Consider the following 16,011-nt stretch of genomic DNA (forward strand, 5'->3'; position numbering starts at 1 on the left):
GCTCTTTTTTTATCTTGGAAATTAAGAGTAACTATTATATACTCTCAAAAATTGGATTGTAAACTACAATTAACCAAACTTTAACCAACTATTAACAAAGAGTTAATATTAAAAACATTTCAAAAATATATGAAATACATTACAATAGTCAGTGGGGAAATAAGTAGAAAGATGTCTGCTGTTGGCGGATCGCCGTATGCGGTGAAAGCCGCCTGTATGGTGAAGGCTCGGTATAAATCAGAGCGAATGGCTCTGTATAAAACGAGAATAGCGGACCAAAGCGTTTTACATTGTCATTGATGCATAACAATGACTCACATGCACATTTAGATGATGTTGCAAAATTTGTAACAGCTGTGAAGGGGGTTAGAGCTGATAAGCCAGAAGCATTATTGCTAAATGCTGGGGACGTATTCTCTGGTACATTATATTTCAATGAATTCGAAGGACAAGCTGACTTGAAATTCTTGAATCTATTGAAATATGACGCAATGACGTTTGGAAACCATGAATTTGATCTTGGTTCAAATGGAGAAGGTCATAAAGCGTTAGCTGACTTTATCAAGGGTGCTCAATTCCCATTTGTATCTTCTAATATTGATTTCTCAGCTGACGATAATCTTAAAGGATTGTTCTCAGACCTGGAATCAAGTGATCCAGAGAACGGAAAAATCTACAACGGAATCATTAAAGAAGTGAATGGAGAGAAAGTTGGGATTTTCGGATTAACAACGGCTGAAACGGCTGATATCTCTTCACCTGGCGATGTGAAATTTGAGGATTATTTAGAAGAAGCCGAAAAAGCTGTTAAAGCTTTTGAAGACAAAGGCGTAGACAAAATTATCGCTCTTACACACATTGGGTATGATGATAATCCAGCATATGATAACGATTTAACTTTGGCAGCATCTGTTGAAGGTATCGACGTGATCGTAGGCGGGCACAGCCATACAAAATTAGAAAAGCCTGTTGTTATTTCTGAAAATGGAAGTGGACAAGCTAAAGAACCAACTGTCATTGTACAAGGTCAAGAGTATCATAAATACCTAGGTACTTTAGATGTAACATTTGATGAAAATGGTGTAGTAGTTGAACACGATGGTGAGTTAATTGATGTAGCTGAATTAGCGGAAGATGCGGAAGCACTTGAAATCTTAAAACCATATAAAGAACAAGTAGAAACTGTGTCTAACACTGAAATTGGTGCAACTGCAACGGAAGCATTAGCTAACCCGCGTACTGATGGAGATAACACAAAAGAGAGCGTTCGTAAAAATGAAACAGTTCTAGGTAATTTAATTACGGATGGTATGCTGTCAAAAGCAAAACAGTATGAAGAAAATGTAATTATGGCGCTGCAAAATGGCGGCGGTATCCGTGCTGGCATTGAAGCTGGTCCTATCACAAATGGTGAAGTGATCACCGTTCTTCCATTCGGAAACACACTAGCAACGATGGATATCACAGGTGCTGAGTTAAAACAAGCATTTGAAATCAGCTTAGGAAATCTGCCAAGAGAAAATGGAGGATTCCTTCATGTTTCGGGCGGAAAAGTAGAATATGATTCTTCGAAACCAGCAGGCGAGCGTGTTGTAAGTGTATCTTACAAGAATGAGCAAGGTGAATACGTTGAAGTTCAAGATGGTGAAGAATATGTAGTGGCTACAAATGCCTTTACTGCTAAAGGCGGAGACGGCTATGATGTATTCGAGAAAATCTATCAAGAAGGACGCGTAACAGACCTTGGCTTATCTGACTGGGAAAACTTCGCAGAGCACTTGAAATCTCTTGGAACAGTAGCAGGTGAAATTGAAGGCAGAATCGTTGATGTTTTAGTTAAAGAAGTTCCAGCTGCAGATTTCTCTGGTACAACTGAAGAGCCAAAAGAATATAAGGGGAACGTTACTGTTGATACGACAAACGTCGATTCCTTAAGTAATGCTATTGTAAATGGTGACTTAGTTTTAACAGGTACACCATCTGAAGAAGCAACATTCTCAAATATTACAGTAACAGGTGATCTAGATCTATCTGACTTTGGCGGCGATGTCATTCTTGATGGAATTAATGTTGAAGGTGACACAATTTTATAATCAATAGTATAGCAGAGGCCTTCAGCTTAAGGTTGAGGGCCTTCTTCCTTTAAAGTAGATAGACATAATAGCAGAAAAGGAGATTTGACTTAATGGGCACAAAATATATTAGAAGCAAAGTAAATGCTCTATTGGCATCTGCATTGCTAGTAAGTGCAGCTGTACCGGCATTGCCAATCAGTGCTAAAGCAGAAACCGTGGCTACGGATTTGATTATTTCGGAGTATATTGAGGGCGGCGGATATAATAAAGCTGTTGAATTATACAATGGTACTGGTGAGGCAGTTGACTTGAGTCAGTACACTTTGAAACTATATTCTAATGGTAATACAACAACAACAACTAGCGAAAAACTATCTAGCACATTAGAAAATGGTGCGACTTATGTTATTTATAATGACCATAACCAGATTAGTGCAGATTTAAAGAGTAAGGGAGACTTAGCTAGTGGTGCAGTTAACTTCAATGGTGATGATGCCCTAGAATTAGTAAAGGATTCTGAAGTGATTGATTCTTTTGGACAAGTTGGAGTCAAGTCAAATTACGGAACAGATGTAACTTTAGTTCGTAAAAGCAATATTTTATCCGGTGATAAGATTTCTACTGATAGCTTTGACGCTGCAACAGAGTGGAATACAAACCCAAAAGATGACTTCAGCAACCTAGGCACCCATGAAATGGCAGGCGGAGATGTAAATCCTCCAGTAGATCCTGATCCAGACCCAGATCCAGATCCGGGACAACCAGATGATCCAGCAACAATCTCAATTGGTGAAGCACGTGAGTTGACTGTAGGTGAAACAGTTACGATTAAAGGTGTTGTTGCAGGGGATTTGAAAAATACTTTCTCTGTTCAAGATGAAACAGGCGGTATTGCTGTTCGTCCAACAAGCTTGGATTTAGCTCTAGGAGATGAAGTGATATTAACTGGTACTTTAGCTGATTACCGTGGACTTCTTCAATTAGATGGAGCAACAATTGTTGAAAAAAATGCTGGTGAAGCTCCTGCTCCTAAAGTAGTAACAGGTGCAGAAGTAAATGAAGAAAACGAGTCTAAGCTTGTTACAGTGAAAGATGTTGAATTGACAAGTGTAAACTCAAACAGCGGCTGGGCAAACTATACAGCTAACGACGGAACTAGCTTCATTGTACGTGACGAAACTGGCACACTTGATCTAACTGTTGGAACAACATATGAATCGATTACAGGTATTTTGCAGCAGTTCGATGATGATTATCAAATCATTCCTCGTTCTCAAGAAGATATCGTTGCAGATAGCACAATCTTAAAAGAAGCAGTTGCGTCTCCTGGAACTGGAACTTATGTTGATCGTGCTGAAGTTACACTAAGCACAACGACTGCTGATGCTGAAATCTTCTATACAGTAGATGGAACAACTCCTACTGATGCGAGCACTAAGTATGAGGCACCAATCGAAATCACAGAAGATACAGACTTAAAAGCAATCGTTAAATCTGCAACTGGTGAGTTCAGTGAAGTTACTACTTATGAGTACACAATCACTGATGCAATTCAAATCCATGATTTACAAGGTGAAGGACATAATTCACCATTTATAAATGAAACAGTAAGCGGGATCCAAGGGATCGTAACAAATACATTTACATTAAGCGGAAGTTACTATTACACAATTCAAACACCAGATGAACTAGCGGATGAGAATCCAAACACGTCTGAAGGTATTTTGCTTTATAGCGGGACAAGAGATTGGCCGGTTGAAGTAGGTGATTTAGTTTCTGTTACTGGTAAAGTTTCTGAGTATGCATATGATGGGTATAGCGACAGACAAACAACAGATTTAAAGTCTACTCAAATCAATGTCCGCAATGATCAAGGCGGAGTGGTTGAAGTTCTGGATGAGAATGTTGAACTGCCAGAACCAATTAAGCTTGATGAATCAAAAATTGACTTTGACCACATTGACAGCGATCAATTTGGCACTTTCAACCCTGAAGTAGATGCGATTGATTTCTGGGAAAGCATTGAAAGCATGCGCGTTGAACTGGATACAGTTAAAGCAGTAGCGCCACAAGAGCACGGCGACCTTATTACAGTTCTTGAAAGTGAAGAAACAAATTCTCTTCACGGCGGCGTATTATATGAAGAAGGCAATGCGAATCCAAACAGAATCCATTTCCGTATGGAGCCAAATGGAGCTGCTCGTGATTTTGAAGTAGCAACTGGCGATAAGTTCGAAGGTCCAATCACAGGTGTTGTTGGATATTCATACCAAAACTACAAAATTTATGTTCCGTTAAATGAAATGGAAGCTGCACACCAAGAAGGAACTGTAGTACCTGAGAAAACAAAGATTGTTAAAGATGACGCCAAGCTTACGGTTGCTTCTTATAATCTGGAAAACTTCTCAAATAACAGATCATCTTCTTCAGACGATAAAGCTCGCAAATTAGCAAGAGCAATTGGTACAGATATGGAAACACCTGACATTGTAGGTGTAACAGAAGTTCAAGATAATAATGGCCAATCTGCAGGAAATTCAGCTGCAAACGAAAGTTACGAAAGACTGATTGCTGCGATTGAAGCTGAAAGTGGCGTAACATATGAATACGCAAATATTGACCCTGTAAACAATCAAGATGGCGGAGCACCAGATGCGAATATTCGCGTAGGTTTCCTGTACAATCCTGAACGCGTGCAGATGAAAGAAGGTAAGCCAGCGGGAGATGCTACTACTGCAGTAGGATACGAAGATGGTTCTTTAACACTTAACCCAGGCAGAATCGATCCAAACAATGCAGCATTTGATGATAGCCGTAAACCATTAGCAGCAGAATTTGTTTTTGATGGTGAAGATGTAATTGTCATTGCTAACCACTGGAATTCTAAATCTGGTGACACGCCTCTATTCGGTGCTGTTCAACCGCCAGTATACGATAGTGAAATCCAGCGTAAGCAAATTGCTAATGTGATTTATGACTTTATTGAAGATGTGAAAACAAAGAATCCATCAGCAAATATTGTTTCTCTTGGAGATTTTAATGACTATCAATTCGCAGATGCTCTTAAAATTCATGAAGGTGAATTAATGACTAACATGATCAATGAAGTTGAAGCATCTGATCGTTACACATATCTATACCAAGGTAACTCTCAAGTATTAGATCATATTTTAGTATCTAATAACCTAGCAGCAAACACAGAAGTGGATATTCTGCACATCAATGCAGACTTTACAGATATGGCTGGCCGTGCAAGTGACCATGACCCGGTAATGGTTCAAATTGATTTGAAAAATCAAGATGAGGAACAGCCAGGACTAGAGCCAATCGAAGCAGAAAAAGAATACAACTTCAAAAACTTTAAAACAAGCAAACTGACAATCACAAAACCAAGTGTTTCTCTAACATTAGATGCAGCTTCTGTTATTAAAAACGGCATCTTCTTTACAGGGGAATATGCGGAATTCCACGGTGAAGGCTTCCAGACAAATGATGTGACGATCAACCCTGCAAAAGCTGGAGCAATCGTTGACTTCAAAGGTAATGGAGTACAGAAGCTAATCATCGACGGAACAAACGTAAGTGAAATCAGAGGCGCAGACAACTTAGATATCGAGAGCATTGAATATATCAACGGTGCCGATCCTGAACAAATTGATTTCTATAATTTAGAGGGGGACCTTATTCAAGGTCCTTCTTTTCCTTTGCCAAGTGAGAACCATGCTCCAGTAGTATCGAAAGAAATTACGAACAAAACTGTAGCAGCAGGAGAAACAATCACTATTGATTTATCAGAGCATTTCTCTGACCAAGATGAAGATCAGTTAACGTTTACATCTACTAAAGGTGATGTAAACAAAAATACTTTAACTTTAGAATTGGAAGAAGGCACACACCTAGTTGCTGTTACGGCAACGGATGGAGAGAAAAGTGTAACTGAAAGATTCACTGTAACGGTTACAGCTGCTAATGATGAGAACAGCGGGTATTATCAGGCTGCTATCGGCAAGGAAGGCCAAGCTTTAAAATCAGCTCTTCATGATATTATATCTGAACAAAAAGTTCTTTCTTATTCTCAAGTATGGGAAGCGTTAAGGGTAACGGATGAGCACCCAGACAGCCCTAACGATGTATTGTTGTTCTATTCTGGAGAAGCACGTTCAAAATCCAGCAATGGTGGAATGGTTGGAGACTGGAACCGTGAACATGTTTGGGCAAAATCTCATGGGAATTTTGGAACAAGCAACGGTCCTGGAACTGATATTCATCACCTGCGACCAACGGACGTACAAGTGAATAGCTCAAGAGGAAACTTAGACTTTGATAATGGCGGAAATCCTGTTAAGAACTGTGATGATTGCAAAAGAAGCTCAAATTCATTTGAGCCGCCAGATCGAGTAAAAGGCGATGTAGCTAGAATGTTATTCTACATGGCAACACGCTACGAAGCTGGAGACCGAGTTGACTTAGAATTAAACGAAAGACTAAATAACGGAAGTGCACCATACCACGGAAAACTTTCTGTTCTCCTTGAATGGCACAAGCAAGATCCAGTGGACGAAATCGAACAACGCAGAAACGACAAAATCCACGAAATCCAAGGCAACCGCAACCCATTTATTGACCATCCTGAGTGGGCGGAGTCTATTTGGAACTAAGGTTAGGCACTAGGTGGGTTTTTGGTGGGTTTTGGGGACAGGTTCCTTAACCCAACAGCAGATCAATCTGAGAATAAAGATAGACCCGCCTAATGGCGGGTTTATTTTATTTCAACTCTAACAGTATTAAATCAGCAATAAGGAGCATTGAAAAGTAGATATATAATTAAAGAACAAAAAAACCTCACCGTTTTAAAGGTGAGGCCAGAACTTTCCATTTCTAAGTCGTAACAAGAATGCTCAATTAGAGAATGACTCTGTTTCTTATTTGTTACTCTCCAATATGAAGTAAATCAGCGGAAACATTTCCTGCTGTATCAGTCACATATAGGTGAGAAGTAGTCTGAGAAATTAAGAATCTTACTTGATTTGCATAAACATCATCAGCATCTAGACCAGGGTTTAGAAAAACAATGGAGATAGAGTTATCAATTCCCGCTTTTAATCTTAGTTCATAGAAAGTGCCATCGTTTCGCATAAATGTATAATTGTAAGCCTGGTAATGATCATCGAAAGTTCTACTAAATAATGAAGTAGTATTTTCTTTTGTCTCACCCGGATTTACCCATGTATAAATGCCTTTTTCAGTTGCTAAGTCAGTAATATGAATATCATTTTTAGCACCGTCAGGAGATACATACTGCAATCTAAATCCATTAACCTTCTCATCAAAAGCTGCATTGATCTCAGCAGCTCCACCATGAGCAGGTACACTCACAGATATTGCATTCGTTAAACTTGGTGCTTTATTATCGCTATTCTCGCTTTATACCACAAGGGCTTATCACGAGCCTTCACCGCACAGGCGACTTTCATCGCATACGGCGATCCGCCAACATTAGTTCTATTTACTTAGTTCCCCTAATTTTATTATAGATATTTCAGGAGGAATGTCACTAAGATTATTATAGTGGGAGGTGGGGATAGGATCTTTAACCCGGTATTAGTAACAGTCCTATTAATCTGCAAAAAAATAAACCTACTTAAATTGTGGGTTTATTTTTGTATTAACATTGTTAACTAAAAGCCTAACGGATTTAATCCCTTCGTGTAGGCTTCTAGTTTTTATTACTATCAAACTTTATTTACTGCCCAGCGATTTCAAAAGCTCCTGCAATAACAAGCTAAAGCTTGATAAATGCTCCTGCACTCTTCCTGGGAATGCACTCTCAATAAATTCTAATGTGTCATTTTCTGTATGGAAGATAGCCCCATGTTCAACCGTTTGAACATATCCATCTTTGTCACCAATCTCCCAGTTCGTTGCTTCAAAATAACCATATGGAATTCCTATCTTTTTAAATGGTGCATGGTCACTCCAATCACCAGTAGTGCCTGCAGGATATTTAGGGTTTTCACCTGGGTTTGTACCGATATTAAGATCTTTTTGCTTGACGATCTCCAAAGCCAGGTCACGGATAAATCCAGCTTCGCCTGCTCCGCCATATACATACATATGATCTCCTGCAGCAAGACTATCCAAATTAATCATTCCCACCGTATTACTGATTTCGGACTCATCCATTTGACTTGCATAATATTTAGAGCCCTGAAGTCCAACTTCTTCTGCACCAAAAGATACAAATCTAATGGAATAAGGAGTTTCAATATCTTGAAGTGCCTTTGCTGCTTCCAATAAAACACCTACTCCGGAAGCATTATCGTCAATTCCTTTACCAGCTGATACAGCATCATAATGAGCCCCTACAATGATTTCCTTGGAGGATTTTCCTTGTTTGAACCCAACCACATTTGCAGAATGAATACTGCTGCCGCCTGGAGGAACGCTGAAAGGCTGAACACTTGTCTCTAAACCAATCTTTTCGAATTCGCTCTTAATATAACTTTCCGCAGCTCTTTCATCTTCGGTACCCGCAACTCTAGAACCAAAGGTATTTAATTGTTTTAAATGTTCATAAGCAGTTTCACCGTAAACAATCTCACTATTCTCGTCTTATACCATGATCACATAGCTTTCGCATCGAGCCTTCACCGTACAGGCAGCTTTCACTGCATACGGCGATCCGCCAACAAACGTATCTTTTTATTTCCCCAAACACATTATATAACATAAGTTCAATTGTATAAATATAAATGTTTGAAAATTTTAATTTATTTTAGTGTTGGGGGCTTGAAAGTGGGTTTTGGGGACAGGTTCCCTGAATCACTTGTGTTATCTGTATAGACTTTGAGCTGTTTTGGACGTGGGAAAGAAAAAGGAGCTCTCAACTGAGAGCTCCTTTTTAAATAAATATACAAATATAATGATTAGAGAAGGGGTTTAGCTCCAATCTGGAACTACATTTACCGTAGCATCTTCATAACCAGTAGCCTTAATGGTGATGGTGTGAATACCTTCTTTGTCCAATTGGCCTTCTACTTTTTTACTTGTAAAACTAAAGAAAACCTCAATTCCTCTATCATCAACTGTATAATCACTTTCAGTCAAAACAATTCCATCTAATGAAATGGAAGTGATTTTGCTAAAATATTCTGGATCGTTACCTGAAAAATAATTAATTGTTGGCGTATTGAATGACATATTCTGAGTAAAATTTGGTGCTTTTGTTAAAGATACGCTATTCTCGCTTTATCCCACTTATGGTTTATGACGAGCCTTCACCATACAGGCAACTTTCATCGCATATGGCGATCCGTCAATAATAGTACTTTTTTCTCATTTCCCCTACTTTTAATTATAGCTAGATTGGTTAGAATGTCACTGGGTTTTTATTCCAATCTTTGCGAACTCAGGGAAAGATCTTGATCCACTTGTTTTATAAATGCGGTTTTAGGTACACGTGATGAGGTACACTTGATGCATGAAAAAAGAGAGCTCCCAACCGAGAACTCTCTCCTAATGAAATGGGTCAGGGAACCTGTCCCCATGACCCATCTATGACCCACCAATCACTTATTTACATATAGCTTAATTTCCTTAAAATCGACAATATAGCTGCCAGCTCGTTTTTGTATTATTTTAAGGAGCGGGCTGTTTTCTCCATGTACTGTAAACGTTAGATATCTGATGTTGGATTCTTCAGATTGGATCTTTAAGGAGCTTCCAAAAAGGGAAATGCTTCTCCCTAAGTTCCAAAATTCTCTTCTGACGAATAAGCAATCATACATAAGTAAATTACTGCCGGCAATAGTTGTGATGCACCAGCCAATCACGCGGCCTTTATATCTCATTACAAGGCTGTTTCTTCCAATGGAAGGGTATTGAAAAGGGTACACTCTATCCGGATACCAAACATTTTTTCCTACTTCGATTTCTTCCTTTTCTTGCTTTGTAATAGTACTAATACTATCAATAGTGAAATCGGTAGTTAAATGTTCCTTGTTTAACCAACTGTCCTGAGCCATTTCCTTACCATCAAGAATGAAGATATTTTGGTGATCACTCATCGACCAACTCATGCTAAGGAGTTGCTGTTCCAGAAAAGTTTGTTCATCTATGTTTTCCAAGTTTGATTGAGAAATGTTTGAATGAATTAGAGATAACTGTTTCTCTTTACTGATCCTTTCAACTTCCTCGAACAATACTTGATAAACCGGCTCATTTCCTTCTTCTAATTCATGTAGATCACGAACTTCTGCCTCGTTCTTATCAATAAGGAGAGTACAAGAACATTTTACTGCTTTACTAGAATCCGTTACCTCAAGTAAAAGAGATTCTTCATTTTCATTTGATATAAGAATAGTTTGTTTAACATATAACCTGTTGTGTTCAACCATACTTTCCATTCCTTATAATTAGTTAACAGGGTCTATTTCTTGTGATACAAGTTTATTCCCCGCTAAATCGGTCACTTCACCATTTTCACTATTCTCAACATATTTAAATTTTGTAATAGATTCCTTTGAATTGAAAGATAAAGTAACATATTCATCATTTGCATCTGTATCAATCGTTCCGTCAGATCTTTCAGTAGAAAACCCATCTACAGGCATCCCAAAAGAATCATTCGCAACATGGAAATTCCACAGTCCAGCTTCTACTGTACTATCCTTAATATTTTCAGAAAACTTCACTTGAACTTTATTGAAACTTCCATTGGAGGAATCCCTAATTAATTTAGCCTCAACAATCGTTGGCGGTGTTGTATCTGGTATAACGCTATTCTCGTCTTATAACCTATTGGCCTTATAACGAGCCTTCACCGTACAGGCGACTTTCATCGCATACGGCGATCCGTCAATCTAGTACTTTTTTCTTATTTCCCCAATCTAATTATAGAACATGAACCTTAAGTTTAGTTAAAGATGAGAAAATATTTTTTGTGGGTTTAGGGTGGTTTTCAGGGACAGGTTCCTTGACCCATTTGGTTTCAATCTCTACGAAAGTGTGCTGTTCGGAGTTAAAGAAAAAGCGAGCTCTCAATCGAGAACTCGCTTTAATAAATATTCAGAAAATCAGTAGAGAACTAGTCCCTTATTGAACATTTATTGAGTAAACTGCTTTATTGCCATTGGAGGCTGTAACTTCTAGATAAACACCGCCATTTAGACCATTTAGACCAACTGTTTCAGTATTTCCATGAACCATGCGATCTCCATTTACATCCAGCATAAATGCTGCATACGTTTGGCTAGTTGACTCAGCTAGCGGATCAAGGTGATTAATAACATCTTCTACTGTAGTCAAATGGATACTAGCTCCACCGAAACGATCAGATGTTACGTAATCAAATACTACATGAATCGTTTTGTTAACATTATCGACTGAGAGGACAGGGCCTCCTTCGACAACTTTTAAATCTGTTGTTGCTGGACCGCTATTCTCGTTTTATCCCTAACAGGGTTTATGACGAGCCTTCACCATACAAGCGACTTTCACCGCATACGGCGATCCGTCAACAATAGTACTTTTTTCTTACTTCCCCAAACTTAATTATAGTGATATTTAGGAAATAAACACTGCTTAATATATTCCATTTTTTCAAGGTAAATGGGTGTTGAGGGACAGGTTCCTTGACCCACTTTTTTAAATAGGGAAGCGAGGTATTCGTGATTTGTGAAAACCAAAAGAGAGCTCTTAAGTGAGAGCTCTCTTTTGGTGAATGGGTTAGGGAACCTGTCCCCATGACCTACCTGAAAAATTATTTGTTTTGAAACGTAAGCCAAGTAATTGCAATTTGCAAAGGTGATAGGGGTTGCCCATCGTTTTTAGCAACAGCATTATTGAGTATTTCATATGCTTGAGGCTGATACAATTCCATTATGCCTTCTTCATACATAGACCAGATTTCAGACGTTTGTTGCTTAGAGTTATTTAGAAATGCAACATTATCAAAAGTCTTAAATACATTGATTTTCAACTGTGTGTCTTCAGGGTCCGCTAGAATACCCTCTACTTCTTCTTTACTAAGAGCTTGAGCTTCAAGAAGGAAGCCTGCAATAAAATCTTCAAAGTTGTCCTCATTAATTGCCGTCATACCGAAATTATTTAATGTTTTATACGTAATTTCTGTACCCCATTCAACAGAATTTCCTGCTTGCTGGTCAGCTACTGCACGATAGAATGATGCAAATTCATCTACTGGATTGATGCTATTCTCGCTTTATACTTTTCAGCTTTATAACGAGCCTTCACCATGCGGGCAACTTTCATTGCACACGGCGATCCGTCAAAAATAGGTCTTTTTTCTTATTTCCCCTATTTGATTATATAATTATTTTAAGAAAAGTCACTAAATATTTTGGATTATGGGTCAATTTTCTTTTTCTATTGTGGTGATATAGAGGGAGTGAGACAAGAATGGATCTAGGAACCTGTCCCCACGACCCACCCACGATCCACCATCTATAAATAAACACAAAAAACCTCACCGAATAACGGTGAGGCACCAACATTAAAACATTGGAGGTATCAATTCAATAACATTTGATTCGCCTGCTTTAGAACCGCCCGCTACAACTAGTTTATAACGGACACGTTCTCCAAAATACAATTTTACATGTGCGGAATGATCATTTTTATCTAATATTGCATCTCCATTAGAGGTGCTTAGTACACTAGCTGTTTTCCAGCCGGCATACTCTTCCCATTTATCAGTATGGCTATTGTATCCAACTTCAGCATATTGAACTTCTACAGAAGTAGCATCTGCTGGTGGTGTGAAGGCTAATAACACACTTGCACTAGGACCATGTCCAGCAATGATCCCGGCTAAATCTGTTATTGGCTGTGGTACTGCGCTAGTCTCTTCGTCCGTTACTGGCTCTGATACGCTAGTCTTCACTTTACTAATCGTAATCTCGTAAACTGAGGTATAGTTGTAGAATCCATCAAAATTACAATTTATAAAGTTGATTAGGTTAGTAACTTGAGTTTGATCAGCAGGGTTATACATATCCTTAAAGGTGTAGCTTCTCCCTCCTGTTTGATCGACCGTCGCATGTGCAACGACTCTGCCGTTTTCGGAGATAGATACCAAGTCCCCATCTTTAATACTAGGACTCATGATGACGCCATCTTTATTAATACCATTTTCAAAAATAATTGCTCCTGCAGCAAATTTAGTCGATTCAACTACTGATTGAATTTCACCAAAGAAACCACTAACAACACTTGTGCCAGTCGCTTTTCCTGCAAGGGCAGCAGGTGTAACTTCGAAACTAATATACTTCCCTTCATCAGCGGTTGTTAGAGTATAAGAATTGCTAGTTTCTTCAATTAAAACTTTGTTGGTTCCTTGGATATCATCAGAACGATACCACTTGAAAGTTGAATTTCCTTCTAAGTCATTTTCATTATCAACATAATCATACTGGCCAATTAACGTTTGTCCTACTTGTGAATTTCCGCTAATCATAACATTTCTAGCAATAGGTGCTTCATTAATTACAGTCTCTTCTTCACGCTCAATTGTACTTAGGTAACTAAGTTCAACAATTTGTAAAGGCGTTAGATCTTTCCCTTTGTATACCTCTTGCAAACGAATCTTATCTGCTTCAGAGATGTCATAACGTTCTGGATCAACCCATTCATTTGTTCTTAAAGAAGTATTAATATAATCAAAATTAGCTTTTAGGTTTTCAATTACATCGGGTTGAGTCATATTTCCGAAAAACATTTGTAGTTGTTGTTGAACAGTTTCTTTATTAGCAAGAATCATCTCGAAGTGGGGGTCTTTATCTTCAGCCATATATAAGAACATTGCTGCTGCACCTAGAACAAGGACAAAGTTTTCCTCTGTAACCCCTTGAAAGCCTAAATCTGTGAAACTTTTTGCAGTAATCGTTGTTCCCCAACCATCATACTCGCCATATTTTTCTTGAACAATTGCATTCATGAAAAGAGATATATCTTCAAATTTAACTTCATCTGTCACTGGTGGTGTAGGTAACTCAGGTAGTGGCTCAATTTCAGGTTGTTCTGGCTCAGGCTGCGGCTCTGGAGTCGGTTCAGGTTTAACCGGCTTCAAATTCTCAACTACCTTAATAAATGGCAGCGTCACTTTCGCTACCGCTTCACGTGTTGCAAAATTATTCGGGCCAAATGTCCCGTTTGAATACCCATTAATAAGACCGATTTCTGCAGCATAACCAACTGCATCACGTGCAAAAGCAGAAATCATCCCTTTATCAGAGAAAGGAAGCTTTGCATCATAGCCATCAACATCTTTGCCTAATGCTCTAACATATAAAACGGCCATTTGTTCACGGTTCAGCTTTTCAGTACCGTTAAACGTACCATCTTTATAACCTAAAGCAATTCCAGCTTTTTTAACTGCTTCAATATGTTTATAAGCATAGTGTGAAGCAGGAATATCACTAAAGGTTGGAGTTGCCGGTGCTTCTTCAAGATTTAGCTTTAACGCATTCGCTAATACTATGGCAAATTGCTCACGAGAGATGGTACCTTTTGGATTGAATTTTCCAGCCCCATTTCCTTGAAGAATGCCATTCTCCTGCAGCTCAAGAATTGCTGCCTGAGCATATGAACCTTCAATATCTTTAAATGGGATCATGCCTGCAGCCTGAGAATAAGTTGGTGCAAACGCACTGCTCAAAATAGCTGCTGATAATACAAAACTTGCTGTCTTCTTCATCGATGTTCCTCCGAATTCAATATACGATAGCAATCAGGATGTTTTTATGGTTGTTTTGACCTAATACTATCAACTTATATATCGGGAGGAAATAGGCGGGAGTGGAGTGGTAAATGTTGGGGTGGTTGGTGTTTGTTCGTCGTTCGGGACGTCGTTCGGGGCGTCACAGTGACGCCCCGGAATTCCTCGAAGTTTGTCGAAACAAATCATTTTATTTCTTCTTGAAATTTATTCTAAAACTTACTGCAGACTATACTTGTAACTTAATCCCAATTTGTCACGTCTTTATATACGAGGTAATTATTTTGAAAAGATTTACTTTTGTATCATTCATGATGGCAGTCCTTTTATTAGCAGGTTGTGGCACTACAGACAACACTGGATCAAAATCAGATGATTACGAGGTTGGAAAAAGCCATTCAAAGTTAGACGAATACCAGGTTGAAAACACCGAAAGTGAAGTACAAGAGGGAGACTTTATCTACCGCCTAGTTACGGAAAAATCAGAGTACACAACAGATGAACCAGTAAACATTTACGCTGAACTTGAGTACGTAGGGGATCAGGAAGAAGTAATGATTTACCATGCAATGTCGCCGTTTTATTTCCCTATGACTGAAAAAACAAGAAATTATGAAATTGATTACCCCACGCCAGAACCATTAGGGGGAACAACACTTAAAAAAGGGGAACCCGTTCGGCAAGATTACACGAGAACAGGAAGTTACTCACCGGATAAGCAAGATGACTATACGGAATTCATGAAGAGCTTCATTGAAGATGGATTTCTTGAGGGATACTATGTTCTAAACGGATCTGCAGAATTCTATACCGGGGATCCAGAAGGTAATCAAGGAGATAGAATGGATTACAACCTGGAAGGGCAGATTGACTTCAAAATCTTCGAAGGGCCCGATATGGCGTCCGACGGGGCGTCACAGTGACGCCCCGAAACGCCCCGAAAATCATCAAAATTTGTCGAACTAAAAAGGAGTTGGTGCACAACCAACTCCTTTTATTTCTTTTGAGTCTTTGAAATCCAATAAACAAGCGGAACAAAAACAATAAGGAACAAAGCAAATACAATTATGAATGTTTCCAGGCCATAAAAATATAATATAAATCCTAATCCTATAATGATCGTTAAAAGATAAAGAAACTTCGCCATATATTCACCACTTTCTAAGAGTTCAAAAGGAAATAGAGTTATGGATTGAGTGG

Annotated in this window: 10 protein-coding genes and 2 pseudogenes; 3 read left to right on the forward strand and 9 right to left on the reverse strand. The window is 38.7% G+C overall.

Going from position 1 to position 16,011, the window contains the following annotated elements:
• Window positions 1-284: 284 nt before the first annotated feature.
• Window positions 285-2,093 (forward strand): annotated as a pseudogene (locus tag F7732_RS10795) (bifunctional metallophosphatase/5'-nucleotidase); the annotation flags it as partial.
• A 92-nt stretch (window positions 2,094-2,185) separates the two neighbouring features.
• Window positions 2,186-6,733, forward strand: a complete 4,548-nt coding sequence (locus F7732_RS10800; RefSeq protein ID WP_151573874.1) for an endonuclease — start codon at window positions 2,186-2,188, stop codon at window positions 6,731-6,733.
• Window positions 6,734-7,004: 271 nt separating this feature from the next.
• Here F7732_RS10800 and F7732_RS10805 read toward each other — a convergent pair whose 3' ends face one another.
• The 8 genes and pseudogenes from F7732_RS10805 to F7732_RS10840 form a co-directional block, all read right to left on the reverse strand.
• Window positions 7,005-7,451 carry a hypothetical protein gene (locus F7732_RS10805; RefSeq protein ID WP_151573875.1) on the reverse strand — a complete coding sequence of 149 codons (447 nt, stop codon included), beginning with the start codon at window positions 7,449-7,451 and terminating at the stop codon, window positions 7,005-7,007.
• A gap of 363 nt (window positions 7,452-7,814) precedes the next feature.
• The gene (locus F7732_RS10810; protein WP_240056596.1) at window positions 7,815-8,483 is read right to left on the reverse strand and encodes a M20/M25/M40 family metallo-hydrolase; all 669 of its coding nucleotides are present in this window, start codon (window positions 8,481-8,483) and stop codon (window positions 7,815-7,817) included.
• Between the two features lie 531 nt (window positions 8,484-9,014).
• Window positions 9,015-9,278, reverse strand: a pseudogene (locus tag F7732_RS23250) (hemoblobin-interacting domain-containing protein); the annotation flags it as partial.
• 365 nt (window positions 9,279-9,643) lie between these two features.
• Window positions 9,644-10,471, reverse strand: a complete 828-nt coding sequence (locus F7732_RS10820) for a hypothetical protein (RefSeq protein WP_151573878.1) — start codon at window positions 10,469-10,471, stop codon at window positions 9,644-9,646.
• A gap of 18 nt (window positions 10,472-10,489) precedes the next feature.
• Entirely contained in the window at window positions 10,490-10,768 is a 279-nt protein-coding gene (locus tag F7732_RS10825; RefSeq protein ID WP_151573879.1) for a hypothetical protein, read from the reverse strand.
• Between the two features lie 400 nt (window positions 10,769-11,168).
• A complete protein-coding gene (locus F7732_RS10830; RefSeq protein ID WP_151573880.1) occupies window positions 11,169-11,381 on the reverse strand; it encodes a hypothetical protein in 213 nt (70 codons plus the stop codon).
• Between the two features lie 454 nt (window positions 11,382-11,835).
• Entirely contained in the window at window positions 11,836-12,171 is a 336-nt protein-coding gene (locus tag F7732_RS10835) for a hypothetical protein (protein WP_151573881.1), read from the reverse strand.
• 417 nt (window positions 12,172-12,588) lie between these two features.
• A complete protein-coding gene (locus F7732_RS10840) occupies window positions 12,589-14,790 on the reverse strand; it encodes an S-layer homology domain-containing protein (RefSeq protein WP_151573882.1) in 2,202 nt (733 codons plus the stop codon).
• Between the two features lie 305 nt (window positions 14,791-15,095).
• Here F7732_RS10840 and F7732_RS10845 point away from each other — a divergent pair, with 305 nt between their 5' ends.
• Window positions 15,096-15,734: a hypothetical protein gene (locus tag F7732_RS10845; RefSeq protein WP_151573883.1), complete on the forward strand. Its 639-nt coding sequence runs from the start codon at window positions 15,096-15,098 to the stop codon at window positions 15,732-15,734.
• A 71-nt stretch (window positions 15,735-15,805) separates the two neighbouring features.
• Here F7732_RS10845 and F7732_RS22630 read toward each other — a convergent pair whose 3' ends face one another.
• Complete coding sequence (locus F7732_RS22630; protein WP_161598864.1) at window positions 15,806-15,958, reverse strand: hypothetical protein; 153 nt, start codon at window positions 15,956-15,958, stop codon at window positions 15,806-15,808.
• Between the last annotated feature and the right edge of the window lie 53 nt (window positions 15,959-16,011).

It is taken from the genome of Bacillus mesophilum, from assembly GCF_008923265.1.
Lineage (GTDB): Bacteria > Bacillota > Bacilli > Bacillales > Cytobacillaceae > Cytobacillus > Cytobacillus mesophilum.